The sequence below is a fragment of the Pseudomonas sp. NPDC087029 genome (genome assembly GCF_044745345.1).
Classification (GTDB): Bacteria; Pseudomonadota; Gammaproteobacteria; order Pseudomonadales; family Pseudomonadaceae; genus Aquipseudomonas; species Aquipseudomonas faucium.
The window spans coordinates 48,693-65,213 of sequence record NZ_JBIVAB010000019.1 but is presented as its reverse complement, the minus strand read 5'-3'; the positions used below and the strand labels follow the sequence as shown (position 1 = coordinate 65,213).

At 60.5% G+C, this 16,521-nt stretch carries 8 protein-coding genes; 4 read left to right on the top strand and 4 right to left on the bottom strand.

Translation table 11 applies throughout. The annotated features are described in order from the left end of the window. Positions 1-108: 108 nt before the first annotated feature. Both ACIPG5_RS22900 and ACIPG5_RS22895 read right to left on the bottom strand, forming a co-directional pair. Positions 109-4,578, bottom strand: coding sequence for an RHS repeat-associated core domain-containing protein (locus ACIPG5_RS22900; protein ID WP_401378369.1), 4,470 nt, complete (start codon positions 4,576-4,578; stop codon positions 109-111). Then, positions 4,575-8,351 (bottom strand): hypothetical protein, encoded by a 3,777-nt coding sequence (locus ACIPG5_RS22895; RefSeq protein WP_401378368.1) that lies wholly within the window; start codon positions 8,349-8,351, stop codon positions 4,575-4,577. The genes ACIPG5_RS22900 and ACIPG5_RS22895 overlap by 4 nt, the downstream gene beginning before the upstream one ends. Positions 8,352-8,489: 138 nt before the next feature. Here ACIPG5_RS22895 and ACIPG5_RS22890 point away from each other — a divergent pair, with 138 nt between their 5' ends. Beyond that, on the top strand, positions 8,490-9,545 hold the full coding sequence (locus ACIPG5_RS22890; protein ID WP_401378366.1) for a tetratricopeptide repeat protein: 1,056 nt from the start codon (positions 8,490-8,492) through the stop codon (positions 9,543-9,545). Between the two features lie 101 nt (positions 9,546-9,646). After that, positions 9,647-11,251, top strand: a complete 1,605-nt coding sequence (locus ACIPG5_RS22885) for a response regulator (RefSeq protein WP_401378364.1) — start codon at positions 9,647-9,649, stop codon at positions 11,249-11,251. 6 nt (positions 11,252-11,257) lie between these two features. On the opposite strand, the gene ACIPG5_RS22880 is transcribed toward ACIPG5_RS22885, so the two are convergent. Then, positions 11,258-13,246: a response regulator gene (locus ACIPG5_RS22880; protein WP_401378362.1), complete on the bottom strand. Its 1,989-nt coding sequence runs from the start codon at positions 13,244-13,246 to the stop codon at positions 11,258-11,260. A gap of 285 nt (positions 13,247-13,531) precedes the next feature. Here ACIPG5_RS22880 and ACIPG5_RS22875 point away from each other — a divergent pair, with 285 nt between their 5' ends. Together ACIPG5_RS22875 and ACIPG5_RS22870 are read left to right on the top strand one after the other, a co-directional pair. Further along, the gene (locus tag ACIPG5_RS22875) at positions 13,532-14,215 is read left to right on the top strand and encodes a type 1 glutamine amidotransferase domain-containing protein (RefSeq protein WP_401378360.1); all 684 of its coding nucleotides are present in this window, start codon (positions 13,532-13,534) and stop codon (positions 14,213-14,215) included. 136 nt (positions 14,216-14,351) lie between these two features. Further along, complete coding sequence (locus tag ACIPG5_RS22870) at positions 14,352-15,155, top strand: CSS-motif domain-containing protein (protein ID WP_176518237.1); 804 nt, start codon at positions 14,352-14,354, stop codon at positions 15,153-15,155. 27 nt (positions 15,156-15,182) lie between these two features. Here the strand turns inward: ACIPG5_RS22870 and hppD are convergent, their stop codons facing one another. After that, positions 15,183-16,259, bottom strand: coding sequence for a 4-hydroxyphenylpyruvate dioxygenase (hppD, locus tag ACIPG5_RS22865; protein WP_401378359.1), 1,077 nt, complete (start codon positions 16,257-16,259; stop codon positions 15,183-15,185). Between the last annotated feature and the right edge of the window lie 262 nt (positions 16,260-16,521).

Here is a 16,521-nt window from a genome sequence, read left to right as displayed (position 1 = left end):
TAGCAACGACTCCTTTGGTTGGTCTCTCCCAACCCTTTGCCCCGCAGGCCTTGGCCCGCGGGGCTTTTTTTTGGTTCTGCGTGACCCTGCATCGCGTAACGCTTTCCCTTACAGATGGCCATCAAGACTCGTCAGATAGGCCCCATACAAGCGTCTGTAAACCAGGGGGTTGCTATATAACTTGCTACCGCGACAGTGCAGAGCATCGATTGACGTATAGGTATATCCTTTGGTCGCGAGCGATTCCAATACCTCGTTCAAACCTACCGGCCGATTGACGAGAACCACGTCGACACCATTCTTTTTCGCCAATGTCTCTACCATCATTCTGAAAGGCGCTCGCTCGTACTCGTGAATGACTTCGGTAGAGGCTTTGTTCGGTACCAATTCCCGCAACTCGTAATTGGAGACCTTGCTTCCTGCCCGATACGTCTGAACTACAGGACGCCTTCCGGCAATGAAGGATGCAAGTGACTTAGGATCAGCGGGATCATTCCTCACCACAGCCCTGAATCCGTTTTGAGTGAAGAAATTGGTTTCTGCCTCCCAAGGTGAAACGAAATTCGCCGGTGCATCAAAACCTGATGCCATGGGGCCCGCCACGCGCTTGCCATGGGAGATTATCCGAAGCTTCCCGCTGTTGGTGCCGCCGGAGTACAAGGTATATGCCTCTCCCTGTGCTGCACCTGAGGCTGCAGAACCTCCATTCAACGCATATTCCCCAGCGATTGCTGAAACGCGTCTGCGCAGCAAACTACGAAGCCCGCGCAACTTTTGCAGCAACCTGCCGGCGCCCCGCACTATGGAGGGCAGCGCCGCTGCCGCCGCCGCCGCACCCGTTAGCGTCGATCCCCACCCAAGCTTTTCCGCCAGTGCCGGGTTATCTTGCTCCACTGCCAGCCTCGCCGCGTCAAACGCCACCGATGCCAGCGTGTATGCCACCACCGCCCCTCCCAGCACTGCCGGCAGGCCCGCAGCCATTCCCGGCAAGCTCGTTACCGCCATCACGATATGCCCTGCCCCTTCCAAACGTGACGATAACCGTGGATTACTCTGGCGCTGCGCCATGCCAGCGGCAGTCAAGGAAGCACCAATCATGATCCCCGTGCAGAGCGCCATGCCGACGCCGGCCATGATCGGCCCGGCAGCCCCGAACGTGAGGATGGTCACCACGATGGCCGTGATCGCGTATAGGCCCAAGAGCAGCCACTGCCACCAAGGCGCTGCCTCGTGGACCGGAGGTTTGGTCGCAGTAATCGCGCTGTCGAGCCGTGCGAGGCTTTCGGACTGATCGCGTCGGCTGAGCATTATATGCCCACTGGGGTCGTGCCAGTTCACCGGGTCGCCGCCGGCACAATAGGCACGATCATTAAGCCCGCCTTCGCCGAACGGGCTCCAACTGTCGCGCTGGTAGAACGCCCGGTGCCGCGGATCGTAGACACGGTAGCCATTGCCCAGGTGGGAGCAGCCAGTTACCGGGTCGACCCGTTGGCCGTTATGGCCCAAGCCACTGCGCATCTGCCCAAGTGAAGCCAAAGGGGCCTCCCCCCAAGGCGTGAACGCCAATGATCGGTACTGCCAGGCCCCGTCAGCATCTAGCCAGAACTCATCACCGCCTGACTGCTGCGGGTCCCCCAATACGAACAGTTGAGTTTCGACCGCATCCTGGCACTCCTTGACCACCATCCCCGCGTGCTCGTCCAGGGTAAGGGTACGGCTGACCTTGCCACTCTTGTCCAGCCAGGTTTCGCCACAAAGTACCGGGCCGCTGTAGGCGAGGACACGGCGCTGTTCGTCCGTTGCCTGCCACTGACTGATCAGCCGATCATGTTCGTCGTATTCGTAATAGGTAACCGGTGTGGTCTGATCTTTCTCTGTCACCGAGCGCAGCCTGCCGGTCTCTGAATAGGCAAGCGTCTGCGCCTGTTCATTGCACGTCAGTTGACCGTTACTGTCGTAAGTGAAGGTTTGCGTCCGCGCTGTGCCAGCCTGCTTTCCTTCCGGTGTCAGCTGCGTAGTTTGTGTGGTGCGACGGGTTGGATGATCATTATCTGCATAGGCATAACTCACCAACTCGACGTCGTCGTTTTCGCGGGTGGTACGGCACTCGATAAGGTTCCCCAGCACGTCGTACTTATAGCTCTGCTCCTTGAGGACATTTCCGGCGGCATCCTTGATTTGGTTACCAGCGGTGGCCACGACGGTCCATTTCTGAAGTTCATCGCGCTTGCCATCAACGCTGGTGTAGTAGACGAATGTTTCAGTGCGGGCCGCCGTAGTACTGCCATCCCGGTAGAGGGTCTTGCTCAGCAACTGGCCAATCACGGACCAGGTCTGCACATAACGCACCTTGGTCTGATCGTCGATTCGGTACAGCCGCTCGATCTCATTACCCCATTGATCATACTTGTACGACACTGCCATGCTCCGGCCACTGTGCAAGTCACGCACGGTCGTGCGTTCGCACTCGCCTAGTGCGGTGTATTCATTCCAGTATTCCAGCGCCCCCCGCCGAACCCGATTGCACTGGCCCTGCGGGCCGTTCCAGGCGCGGCTGGAAACGCCGTTGGCGTGCCGTACCTGCTGCAACTGACCGCGCAAGGAAACCAAGGCTTCTTGCCTTTGCTTTTGCGCATGCACCGTGAGATCGAAGCGCCAACCACCGAGCAGCAGCGGCGTCAACGCTTCGCTGGTGACCTTGCTTTGCTGGTTACCCAGGGCCATGCGTTCGCCCTTGAGCAAACGGGTGAGCGGGGTGTATTCGAACGAGGCCAACAACGTGCCGCTCTTGTCGTCCTTGCCCTTGGTGTACCACGAGAGACCGTTGTCGGTTTCGCTGCTGAAGAGGCTCTTGCCATCGGGCCCCGTGCGGCTGCGGGCATGCTTGCTGTAAGCAAGCCCATTGGCGCCACCCACAACCGAGGCTGTCACTGTATCCCCTTGGTTTCCATCGCCTTTGAGGGTTTGAGTGCCAAGCACCTGTTCGGTGCCACCCTTGGCACTGATGCTGACTTTTACCGGCACCGTGCTCAGCCCCTTGTAGGCCCAGGACACCACACTCTCGTCAGGCTGCGTGACCGTCAGTGGACGATCCAGGTCGTCCCAAGTGGTTTGCCACTCCCGCGATTTGACTGCGCTGCCGGTCAATGGCACATGTTGCTTGTATTGAACCTTGCGCCCGCGTGCATCGGTTTTTTCCTCTGTTCTGAGCGCGGTGCTTTCCTTGCTGCTGTCGTGGCCACCCCATTGCGCGAACGTCTGTGTCACAGCCCCTTTGGCATGATTGACCTGCCGATGTCGCTGGGTGAACTGGATGTCACCTCCCATCAACCCAAGTACAGAGTCACAGGTGAGCGTGGGCTCCTTGTCCTTCGTCTTGGAGGCGACGGGTTCGGCATGAGCCTGCCAGAAATGATGCCGCAGCTGCGACGGCTCTTGCGCCTCTCGATCATCAGGCATGCACAGCCCACCAGGCAGGTAGTCAAAGCATTTCACTTGCTCTGGGGCCTCGCCCCGCCCCCACGTTGACGCTTCCAGTACGATGAACTCGCCAGCCTCGCCTGGTTGACGCTGCAACTCTCGCCTGACCGCGCGCTGCATGCCATCGTAGAGCGTGCGCTGCAGGCGTCCGTCGGCGCGACTGGTGGTCACCCAGGTACCGAAACCTGAATCGGACCAGGTGTTGCGATGTTCTTCCAGGGCCTTGAGCTTGCTCACATCACCCTTGTCGAATGCCGCCTGGTCATAGGGATACGTAACACTGCGCGTTCCCCGGCCACGGGTGTCGTACTCATGGCAGATGAAGCGCTCAGGCTTGCCATCGCCGTCCTGACGCGATTCGCGCAGCAAGCGGCCACTGAAGGCCGACACAATCTGCTGGCTGAGAATCGCCTCGTCACCTGTAATCAGCGGGGCTTTGCTCACCACCTTCCAGGTTCCAGGCTCTTCGCCTTTCACGGTGGTTTCAGTCAATTTACGGGTAGTACGGGCAGCGTTGTCCTTGTACCAAGTCGTCGCAGTACGACGGGTGCTTTGCAGGGCATCCTTGTCAGTATCATCAAGCACACTCTGGATCAGCGTGACCTTGATGGCGCTCCAGGATTCGGCTAACGAGACCGCCCAACCCTTCGCCTCGCCCGCTGTCGACTTGACCGTGACACCTTCGAGTATCAGCACCGTGTCGGCCATCAAGCGCCCCTGCCCATCCCGTGTAGAGTGGGCATAACCACACAGAGTGAGTGTCGCCGACGAAGTCGCCTCACCCTCGAACTCCAGGTATTCCAACCGGGCCATCAGCGCAGGGTGCCGAGTATCGATGATCTTCGGGCATTGCAAGGCCGCAGCAGTGGTCAATGCTGTTCCGTCGGCCAGTTCCAGCCCTTTGATCAAGGTACTGATGTCGGGCAACTGATCGCCACGATCGGCACCGTCAGCATCAGCCCCGGTATAAAAACGCATGCAGCTTGCCTGCCCATCACTGGTGGTGATCAAAGTTGGCAAGGCATGCTCGTCATAGGACACCGAGGTACTTTCGACCGAAGATGCAGCGGTTACCTTCTGCTCGGTTTTATCGCTCATGATTGCTTCTCCTCGGCGCGAGCCCGATCCAGGGCCTCGGTGGTCACTTCGGTCTTGGTGGGACGGGACAAAAGCAGCTGCTTGAAGTCGCCTTTCGGGGCTGTGGCGGGATAGGTGAAACGTGTAGTACGGCGAGACACGCCTGGCTGCTCTTCGACGACTGCATCGACCAGACGCATGCCGTTCTGGAAGGTCCAACTGGTTTGCACGAAGGGCTCGGCGCTGGGCACTGCGGTATCGTGGTGCCGCTTGCGTACTTGCGTGACCATGTAGGCACCTTCCCACTCGTAGGAATGGGAGATGCAGCGCTGGCCTGCACCTGGAATCAAGGTATGCATCTGAACACGGGGGGCAGCGTTGGAATCGACGCTGCTGTACTTCACCACTTCTACCGAACCATCTTCCTCCGCAATGCTCGTCAGCACCCGGTCCAGAGCGTCATCCGGATCGTAGCCGAAACGCACGCAGCGCTCAGGCGTATCGACAGCATCAAGCCGATGACGCTTGAGTGATTTGAGCAGGCAGTTCTGGATATCAAGCACAACCTGGTAGCTCTCGCTCGTCCCGGGCCAGACGGTGAATGTGCTCTGCCACGAACCCTGCGTGACAGGTGTGCCATGGGTTGCCGTGAGCAGCTTAGTTTTAGTGGTGACATCGGTGACATCGAGCAGCCGTATGTGCCCGTTGGTACCTTCCCATGCCAGCGACAACTCTGCGCCCTGCGGCGAACGGATGCTGGAAGTCACCAGCACCAGCCCATTACGCTCGATATCAGCCAATTCCGCTTTCCACACATCGCGCTGCTTTTTCAGAGTTGCAATCTGCTCTGTGCTGATCTTTTCTTTATCGATCCATCTGGTGAGGTCGCCGATGATGGACTCCAGCTTGGCCTTGTAACTTTTCTTGAAGGCATCCCCCGCTTCCTGTTTGTCATGGGTCGCCGGGAGCTTGATCACCTCCTCACGCCCCCCGCCCCCGGCAGGCATCTGCACGGTCAAAGCGGTCAGCGCGTTTTCATCCCCTTCGACACCCGTGATGCGGTAGCCGTCCTGGTCGAGGAAGTGGGCCTTGTCCGCGCTCAGGGTTTTCATTTGCGCTTTGGTGAGGGTCAGCGTCTGGCCAGAGCTCAGCGTCAATATCCGCCGTCGGTTATCGAAGTAGGAGAAGCGCAAGGCCCAGCCATCGCCCAAGGCGCCTTCGTTGGCCCGCACTGCCGAGTAATGCAAGGTGAGGTCCAGCTCGGGGCCTTTGCCGCCCAAGCCTCGAAGTGTGGCCACGGGATAGTGGGCATGGAACAAGCCGGTATTTTCGTCCACGCCATTCTCTCGGGCACCGCCGGTGTCGTAGACATGTGCGCCGAGGGTCATGCAACGGTCGGCGCAAAGAGTGTCATCGGGTTTGAATGTGGCAACGGTGTCAACGGGCTTGTTCAATTCGACGCGGTAAGGCCTACACCAAGGCCCCAGCGCTGTGAAGTGGGCCGCTACCACGCTCGGTTCAACCACTTCATTTGAAACAGGGAAGTAAAGGTCAATTAATCCGTCAGTGAATCCACGAGATACAAATCGTATTCCGGCACCAGCCATTTCCGACTCAAGTCGCAATTGCAACGACCCGCCTAGGAAAGTCACGCTGTCACCGTTGACTAGGCTTGGCAAATCCGGCTCATCTTGATCGTGCCTTTCGAGTACATTAGGTTGATCAAACCCTATTATCTCTGCTAAACGCCAAAGACTGTCACTTTCCGCCCATACCTCTTCATTTCTCATAATATCCGCCACGTCTTGATCACGACTTAGACTCTGGCGGACTCCACTCGCCCAGCCTTGCATTCGAATAAACTTCCGAAGTTGCTCAACCTGATGATCTGGCACGCGAACTTCATCCGAACTCAATTTGCTCGCTTTGAACCCACTAAAGTCTATGCCCTTGAAATGCTCAAATTGTGGAATATCATAATACCGTCTCATTCTAGCAAGCTTTGCGATCTCCAAAATCTCATCCACACAATCCAAACTCTCCAAGTTTTCGATTGATTCAAAGATATTGATAGCACCATATTGTGCGTGCTTCAATGTTAGCTTAACCGGTTCGTTGTACACCTTGGTCAGCAGGGTATAATAAGTATTTAATGGCCGCCAATGCATACACGCAACGAGACCGAGCTTCGCTGGCAACCATAAGGCAGCCGTTGCCTCATTACTTTTTCCCTCTGTACGAAATGACTGTATAGTGCCAGTTATAGGTTCGAATGATCCACTCATCTTCATACGGGATTTGAGCTCACTTATGAATCCCGAGACAGCCGCATCGCCACCTCCATCAAATTCAAAACTCCAACGATAACACGCAAACCCCGTACGCTGATCTCGCAACTCCACCTCAAAGTGCTTGTATTGTTCGGCTGCATTAGCCTCCTCTATCGACTTACCATATGGAGATATCGCGGGAGGATTCTTTGCCTTTATGGCCTCAAACATTGACAGCTGTTCTTTTACGGAGATGCTTTGATCTGGCATACCAGCTTTCGGCATCATCGGTACCCATTCGGCATTGTCCTCCAGCGGTTCGCTCATCAGGAGTCGCAAGGCAACCCCCGCACGTTTCCAAATGCCTTGGGTAGCCCCCTCACCAGCGTCTAGTTCAAGACTCAAGTAATCGGCAAGCACAGACACTTTCAGCTTTGCATGCAAGGCTGCAGGCCATGTGCCAAGCGCAAGTTCTTCTGCTTTGGGCTTGAAAATCAAAGGCGAGCCGGGCAGTGGTGCCCCGGTAACGTCGTCGTGCACGTAGACCCGAAGTTCATCTTCGGCCGTTAATGCCCGCGATGCTTTGAAGGGGCCATGGGTCACCCACGGCGCGGGCTCCACGGTGACCGACAAATCAGAAAGCTGCGGCATCCACAAGGCATTGCCCTGGCTGCCTGGGGCGATACTGATACCGTCACTCGCCAGCACACCCGCGCGTAGCACTTGGCTACTCTTCCCGACCGTTTCACACAGTGCCTTGGCTCTGGCTGGCGCATCGCTGTCCGCCGCAGAGGAGACCATGATCGACTCGAGCAGCCCCTGGCTGACGCTGTCACGTACCTGCACGCACAAGCGCTGCGCAGACGTAAAATCCACGCCTGCCAAGTTGTTGGCAATCACTTGGTTGGCAACGAAGGGGGCATTGGTATACAGGCGCGCAAAGGTAGAGAACACCCACAGGCGATTGCAATCTGCATGAACCGAAGTGAACTCTGCGCTGCAGTGGCTGGCGTTGCCGACATCGAATGACGTGCCTTTGATGACGCCGGCATGAAGCACTTTGGAGCCGCGAACCAGGCTGTTGTCATCACGGATTGCCTTGACTAGGGCCGCCGGCCACAGCTCTTTCTTGCAAGTATCCCCGCTTGCCTTTAGCGCAACGGTTTTCAATACCCGCCCATCGAGCCGATCGACCGCCCACACGCGCACGGTCTCGCCCTCCTCAAGGTCCCTGTCGGCAAGCAAATAACATGGCGACGTCCATTCACATGCGGGAATACCAATTCGCTCGGATACGAAGCCGATCATGCTGGGTAACGCGTCTGCCAAAGGGGTGGGGATAAAGGTAGAACCCATGTCTGTCACCATTCGCCTTGCGCCGGGATAAGGGCAACGCCATCGGAGCACTGCCCCTGCTTTTATCGGCGAGCTTGCTAGCGCACCCCCTTTGCCTGCAACTGTCAAAAATGACAGTTGCAGGCAAGCTTGAATGGTGGAAGATTCAGCCCCCTGGAGGCCTTTCATTCAGGTTCCATGCAGCTCAACAATGATTTCCCGGCAATCGGTGAAGCAGCTTTTTTATGGCCGGGCGACGGCAACCGTCGCTTGCAGCCCACGGCATTCTGCCCCAAGCTCTCCCTTCCCACCGCCATGGACCGCACGATGCCCAGACGCCACCGCTACCTGATCGCCTTGCTGCTGCTGATCCTGGTATCGGGCACCATCGGCTACCTGCGCCGGGACACGCCACCGGCCCCCCAGGCGCTGCCGCCGCACAGTTATGGCAAGGCCCTGCGCATGGCCCACGAAGGCCAGCCGGGCGCTGCGCGGGTGCTGTACCAGCAATTGCAACGCGACGACCTGGCGCCGATCCGCCGCGCCGCACTGTTCGCCGAACTTCCCGACTACCCTTCCCCGCAAGCGCTGAAGCTGGCCCGTGCCGGGCTGGAAGACGACGAGCCGCTGGTGCGCCGCGCGGCCATCGCCAGCATCCAGCGCCTGGTCCCGGCGCCGCAGCGCAGCCTGGTGCTGGGGCCGCTGCTGGACGATGACGAACAAAGCGTGCGCTTCGCTGCGGTCGATGCCCTGCTGGGCCTGGACCCCGACGCCATCGGCCTGTACTTCGGCCCGCTGCAGGCCGCGCTCGAGCAATATCAGCAGGCGCTCGAGCAGCAGCCCGACGATGCCGAGGCGCAGGTGCACCTGGCGCGCCTGTACCTGCACGAGAACGACTACACCCAAGCCGCCACCGCCCTGCAGCGTGCCCTGGCGCTGGCACCGGACAGCCCCGACGCGCTGGCGACCCAGGTGCGCCTGCTCGAGCGCCAGGGCCAGCACGACCCATCCCGGCAGGTCCTCGCCAAAGCCCTGGCCTTGCGCCCCGATTCGGCGTTTCTGCAAAACCAGCTGGGCCTCTGGCTGATCCGCCACGACCAGCGCGAGTACGCCCTGCTGGCGCTGTCGCGGGCGGTCGAGCTGGAGCCGGACAACGCCGATTACCGCTACACCCTGGCGGTGACCCTGCACGACCTGGAGCAGACCGATGCGGCGCAAAAGCAGCTGGAAACCCTGCTCAACCGGCAACCGGCCAACCGCGCGGCGCGGGTGCTGCTGATCCAGTACTGGAAGGAGACCGGGCAGTTGCAGAACGTGCAGGTGCTGCTGGCGGAACTGGAGCGTTTGAACCCGGATGATCCGTTCCTGCAACAAGGCCTGTAGTTTGCGTTGAACCCTTGGCAAGGGGCTGTGGTCCAGTGGGTATGGGACACCTGGTGGCATGACCTGGATCGGCCCTGCCCATTAGTCAAAGGAGATATGCATTGGCCAGTTCTGTGTCACTGGACGAACGTGCCGTGATCCTGGCGCCCACGCAGCTCGCCACGGATACCTCGCGGCTGCTGGCGGCCGCCGGCGTGCAGAGCCAGTGCGCACAGGACATGGCCAACCTGCAGAGCTGCCTGGCTGAAGGTGCGGGGCTGGCAATCATCGCGGAAAACACGCTGGGCGACGGCCCCGGCGCGCTGCTGCAGCGGTTCATCGAGCAGCAGCCCAAATGGTCGGACCTGCCGATCGTGATGCTCACCGCCACCGCCACCACTGCTACCACGCCCGCCAACCACCCGCTGGGCAACCTCACCTTGCTGGTCATGCCGTTCGCCGAAGCGCAACTGCTGCAACTGGCCCAGACCGCCCTGCGCATGCGCCGGCGCCAGTACCTGGCACGCGACCAGCTGGCTGACCTGCAGCAGCGCCTGGACCAGCACGACGATGCCGAGCAACGCGAAACCCAGGCACGGCATCAGGCACGCAAGATGGATGCAATCGGCCAGTTGGCAGGCGGCGTGGCGCACGATTTCAACAACCTGCTCACCAGTATTGGCGGCAGTTTCGAGCTGATCGACCGGCGCTTGAAACAGGGGCGCAGCGAGGGCCTGGAAGGCGTGCTGGGCATGGGCCAGCAGGCGGTGTCACGCGCCGCCCGGCTCACCCACCGGCTGCTGGCGTTTTCTGCCCGCCAGTCGTTGAACAGCCAATGCATCGATCTGCCTGAACTGCTGCAGACGCCGCACCTGGAGGCAGTGCTGGCGGGCAAGGCGACCCTGCAATTGAAGCTGGCACGCGATCTCTGGCCGGTGCAGGCCGACCAGGTGCAATTGCAGGAGGCCATCGACAACTTGCTGCAGAACGCCTGTGAAGCCATGCCCAGTGGTGGCGTGCTGCGTATCGAGGCGCGCAACCGCCACATCACCGCGCAGCAGTTGCCCGGCAGCGCCCTAGCCAGCGGCGATTACGCTTGCCTGAGCATCATCGACGAAGGCCAGGGCATGTCGCAAAGCACCCTGGAGCGGGCCTTCGAGCCGTTTTTCAGCACCAAGCCGGTTGGCCAGGGCATTGGCCTGGGCCTGTCGATGGTGTATGGCTTCAGCAAGCAGTCCCATGGCCATGTGATGCTGCACAGCCAGATCGGCCAAGGGACCCGGGTCGATCTGTTCATGCCGCGCCATCATGGCCAGGCGCCGGTCGAAAAAGCCCCGCCTGCTCCGGCAATGCAGACCAAGGGGCGCAACGTGCTGTTGGTCGAAGACGACCCCCACGTGCGCCAATTGCTCTGCCAGACCCTGCAGGAGGACGGTTTCCCTTGCCACAGCGCCAGCAATGCCAGCGAAGCGCTGCAGGTACTGCGCTCCAGCGAAACGATCGACCTGCTGGTCAGCGACGTGGGCTTGCCGGGCATGAACGGCCGGCAGCTGGCTGAAATCGCCCGCACCTTGCGGCCACGCTTGCCGGTGCTGTTCATCACCGGCTACGCCGAAACGGCCACGGCCCGTGAAGGGTTTCTCGCCCCTGGCATGCAACTGATCTGCAAACCGTTCGAACTCAGGCAGTTGCAGCTGCAGGTGGCGCAAATGCTTGGCCGCCGTTGAGCCGCGTCATGCGGTGAGCATGAGCAGCGCCTGATCAGCCAGCTCCTCAAGCGGGAAAGGCTTGAGCAACAACGCCGTACCGGGCGCATCGAGCAGCTGGGGCTCCAGCGTGGTCTGGGTGTAGCCGGTGATGAACAGGATCTTCTGCTCCGGATTGATCATGCGCATCGCCCGGGCCACCTGGCGGCCGCTGAAGCCACCGGGCAGGCCAATATCGGTGATGACCAGGTCGAAAGGCCCCGCGTGGCGGAACCGCTCCAGTGCCGAATTGGCATCGGTCACATCACAGACCTCGAACCCGCGTTCACGCAGGTATTCGCGCATCAGCATGCGCAGGTTGTTCTCATCGTCCACCAGCAGCAGGCGCTGCCCCTCGGCCAGCCGCGCCGAAGGCACGCGCTGGGGAGGCTCTTGGGGAATGCTCTGGCTGCAGCGCGGAAACAGCATGGAAACGGTGGTGCCGGCATCCAGCGCGGATTCGATCCAGATGTAGCCCCCGGACTGGCCAACGAAGCCATGCACCATCGGCAACCCCAGCCCTGCCCCACGCCCCACCGGCTTGCTGGTGAAAAACGGCTCGAACGCCCTGGCCACATCCTGGGCGCTCATGCCATGCCCGTCGTCGCAGACATGCACGGCGACATAGTCGCCCGGCGCCAGGCCGGCCGGGTCCGGGAAGGCGGTGGCCAGGCGCATGTTGGTGGTACGCACCGTCACATTGCCGCGCTGCAGGCAGGCTTCGCGGGCGTTGGCACACAGGTTGACCAGGGTGCTTTCCAGTTGCGTGATGTCCAGGCACACCGGCCAGGGCTCGACTTCCAGTTGCCACTGCAAGTGCATTTCCGCACCCAGCACCTGGTGCAGCAAAGGCTCCATGGCGGATAGCTGGCGGTTGATATCCAGCGGTTTCGGCGAAAGCGGCTGGTGGCGGGAAAACGCCAGCAGGCGGTGGGTGAGGGTCATGGCGCGCTGGACCGAATCGCGCGCCAGCTCCACGTAGGTGTCGATCCGCTCCAGGCGCCCCTGGCTCAAGCGCCGCTGCAGCATTTCAAGGCTGCCGCCGATCCCCGACAACAGGTTGTTCATCTCGTGGGCCATGCCGCCGGCCATGTGGCTCACCACCTCCAGTTGCTGGTTGCCGCGCAGCAGCGCCTGGGACTGGCGCATCGCCTCCTCGCGGTCATCGGTGATGTCGCGCCCCACGGCGGTGAGCATCGTGCCATCGAATTTGGCCGTCCAGCGGAACGAGCGGTAATGCCCATCCCGATGGCGTAGGCGGGTTTCCAGCTGCTCGGCGCCCTGGTCGCGCACGAAGTCGATCACCGCCACTTCCACTTCGGCGCGATCCGCCGGGTGCACGAGCTGCAGGATCGGGATGTCGTGCACCTCGGCCTGGGTCCAGCCAAGTATGCGCAGCCACGCGGGGTTGGCCGCCTGCAGGCGCAGGTCGCGGGTGACGCTGATCATGGCATCGCGCGACAGCTGCCACATGGACTCGCGGTCCACCAGGTAGCGCTGGATCTGCTCTTCGAAGGCCTGCGCCTGCTCGCGCCACTTGCCCAACGCCTCGACGCTGGCGGTGGTCTCGATGACGGTGTGCAGGAACCCCGCCACTTCTCGGTGTTCGTCGCAGATGGGCGTGTAACTGAAGGCGTACAGCGCCTGGGCGCCGGTGTTGGCGCAGGTGACCCACAGCGGCTGGTCCTCGACGAAGCTGCCCTGGCCTTGCAGCGCCTTGAACACCCAGGGCCCGACGTCATTCCAGTGGCTGCTCCACAACGCGTCGAAGCCCTTGCCCAACGCATGGCCCGGGCCATGCAGCAACCTCAGGTAGGCCGTGTTGTGGATCACCGTGAGGTCGGGGCCCCAGACCACCGCACTGGGAAACGGCGACAAGAGCATCGCATCGACCGCCAGGCGCAGCGGCGCCTGCCAGCGCGGCAAAGGCCCCAGGGCGGTTTGCCCCCAGTCATGCGCGGCGATCAGCTCGTCCATGCCGAGGGCCGAGGTCGCCACCGGAGGTAATTGAATGCCTGACGCCGAACCTTTGCGCTCAATGCCTTTAGCGACCAATGTCGTGATTCCACCGTGGCTGAGGATTAACAAGCGATCTGCGGCTTGCCCATTTCAGGGCTGCAATGCCCGGGATGCAAATCGGTCCTGAGCAAAGGTAGCACAGCGCCATTGCCGGCGTGCGGGGTTGAAACCGCAAGCTATGCTCATTAGGTTTTCCCGCGTCATGGCGCGTCTTCCCCTATGACTACAGACCGGAGGGTGGTGATGAGCAAGAAAATTCTCGTGGTGCTGACCAACACCGCCAAGTACCCAGGCCTGAACCGGGCCACCGGCCTGTGGCTCGGTGAGGCCGTGCACTTCGTCGATGTGGTGCAGAAGGCCGGCTACAGCGTTGATTATGTGAGCCCTGAAGGCGGCTATGTACCCGTTGACCCGCACAGCCTGCAGATGGCGCCGGAACTGGATTGGCAGTGGTACGACGACAAGCACTTCATGAACCGCCTGGGCGCTTCGCTGTCGCCGGGCAAGGTCAAGGCCGAGGACTACGAGGTCATCTATTACACCGGCGGGCACGGGGTGATGTACGACTTCCCGGACAACCAGGCGCTGCAGGAGCTGGCGCGCAAGGTCTACGAAAAGAACGGCATCGTCGCGGCGGTGTGCCACGGCGTGGTCGGGCTTCTGAACATCAAGCTCAGCGACAACACGCTGTTGCTCAAGGACCGGCAAGTCACTGGGTTTTCCAACACCGAGGAGAAACTCGCCGAACTGGACAAGGTGGTGCCGTTTCTGACCGAAAACGAGCTGGGTGCCCGCGGCGGTGCCTACAGCAAGCATGATGACCCCTGGGCGCCTTTCGTGGTCGCCGACGGGCGTTTGATCACGGGGCAAAATCCAAAGTCCACGGCATTGCTGGCAGAAAAGGTGCTGGAGCAGCTCAAGCGATGATGCGTCTTACACGACGATGCCGCGCTTCCGCTGCCAGATACAGCCGCAACTTACAGTAGGCCTACTGCGGTTTTCCTAGGCTCTTCTTCCTCAACTGCCCACCACGGGCGGCGTCGAAGCGGAGGGCCGCCGGCCTATGTCGAGAACCACCACGATCGGCCGCTCCATGCTGGAGCTGCTGTTGATCTTGTCTATCAGCTTGATACCTGTCGCCTCGGGGCTGGCGGTGATGGTCTACCAGCAGGACCGCAAACTCGAGGAGAACGCCCGCGTCTCCGTGCAGGAAGCGATCTTTTCCGTCGACATGTCGCTGGACAGGTTGCATGCCATTGCCAACAACGCCCTGGCTCTGGCAGGCAAGCCCTGTGCACAAGCCAAAGGCAGCCTGATCAAGCAGGTCACCGAAACCCAGTACTTGCGTTCGCTCACGCTGGCCGAGGGCGGCGAAGCCTACTGCAGCTCGATGGCAGGTTTTGCCGACGCGCAAATGAGCCAGGCCGACCTGTCGATGCCGGTGCAACTGGCGTTCATCTCCACCTTGGCGCCAGAAGGCGCCTTGTTGTTGCACCAAGTCGAGCACGAGGCATTCAGCGCCATCGCAACCGCCTATGCCGATCAGCTGCGCAATGAACTTCGTGCCTTCCAGGATGGGCTGACCTTGCTGCTGCAGTTTGGTGATGGCTATATCTGGGCTGACGGGGACTCACGCGGCCTGTCACGGCCTTCGCAAGCCGAATACTTTCATAGGGGGGTATCGGAAAAGTATGGCTACACGGTCGAGGCTGGCTATGCAGAGGGCTTTTCCGCCAACGAAGCTCGCCAGTCGATGATCCTGGTGCTGCCTTCTCTGGTGTTGATCGGCGTGGTCACCGGCTCAGTGATCTATTGGGCCTTGTTCAGGCGCGGCCCGCGCAATGAAAACGCCGCCAACTCGCGTTGACGGCGTTGCTCCAACCTTGTTCTAACCTTACTCGGCGTTCAGCACGCCACGGCGAACCTGGTCGCGCTCGATGGACTCGAACAGGGCCTTGAAGTTGCCCTCACCAAAGCCATCGTCACCCTTGCGCTGGATGAACTCGAAGAACACCGGCCCCAGCAGGGTTTCGGAGAAGATCTGCAGCAGCAGGCGCTTGTCGCCGGCCTCGGAAGCCCCATCCAGCAGAATGCCACGGGCCTGCAGTTGGTCGACCGGCTCACCGTGCCCTGGCAGGCGCTCTTCGAGCATCTCGTAGTAAGTCTGCGGCGGCGCAGTCATGAAGCGCATGCCGAAGCCTTTGAGCGCATCCCAGGTCTTGAGCAGGTCGTCGGTAAGGAAGGCCACGTGCTGGATGCCTTCGCCGTTGAACTGCATGAGGAACTCTTCGATCTGCCCGGCGCCCTTGGACGACTCTTCGTTCAGCGGAATGCGGATCATCCCGTCCGGCGCGGTCATGGCCTTGGAGGTCAGGCCGGTGTATTCGCCCTTGATGTCGAAGTAGCGGATTTCGCGGAAGTTGAACAGTTTCTCGTAGAACCCGGCCCAGTACGCCATGCGTCCGCGGTACACGTTGTGGGTCAGGTGGTCGATGATTTTCAGCCCAGCACCCACCGGGTTGCGGTCGACACCTTCGATGAAATTGAAATCGATGTCGTAGATCGAGCTGCCCTCTTCGAAGCGGTCGATCAAGTACAGAGGGGCACCACCGATGCCTTTGATGGCCGGCAGGCGCAACTCCATCGGGCCGGTTTCGATTTCCACCGGCTGGGCACCGAGCTCCAGGGCACGGGCATAGGCTTCATGGGCGTTGCGCACACGGAACGCCATGCCACACACCGACGGACCGTGCTCGGCGGCAAAGTACGAAGCGATGCTCTTGGGTTCGTTGTTGAGGATCAGGTTGATGCCGCCCTGACGGTACAGGTGCACATCCTTGGAGCGGTGGGTGGCCACCTTGGTGAAACCGAGTATCTGGAACACTGGCTCCAGAACGCCCGGCGCAGGCGACGCCAGTTCGATGAATTCGAAGCCCATCAGGCCCATTGGATTTTCAAAGATATCAGCCATGTTCGTGTCCTCATCTGCAGCTAAAGATTATTGATTGCGTGGGATGTGGAACGGCGATGGCGGTGAGCACGGGATACCGCGCACGCTGCGGGCGAGGAAGTCACCAATGGTCAGCTTGAACCCAGGATTCGTCATAGGGACCCATTCTCGGCGGGATCGATCCTTCAACAGGGAAGGACCTTATTGTTGTATTCGTAAATCGATTCTACAGTGCGTAAATTCCTTTGTCGCGCATTTGTTCGCCACCTTCACCGACAAACGG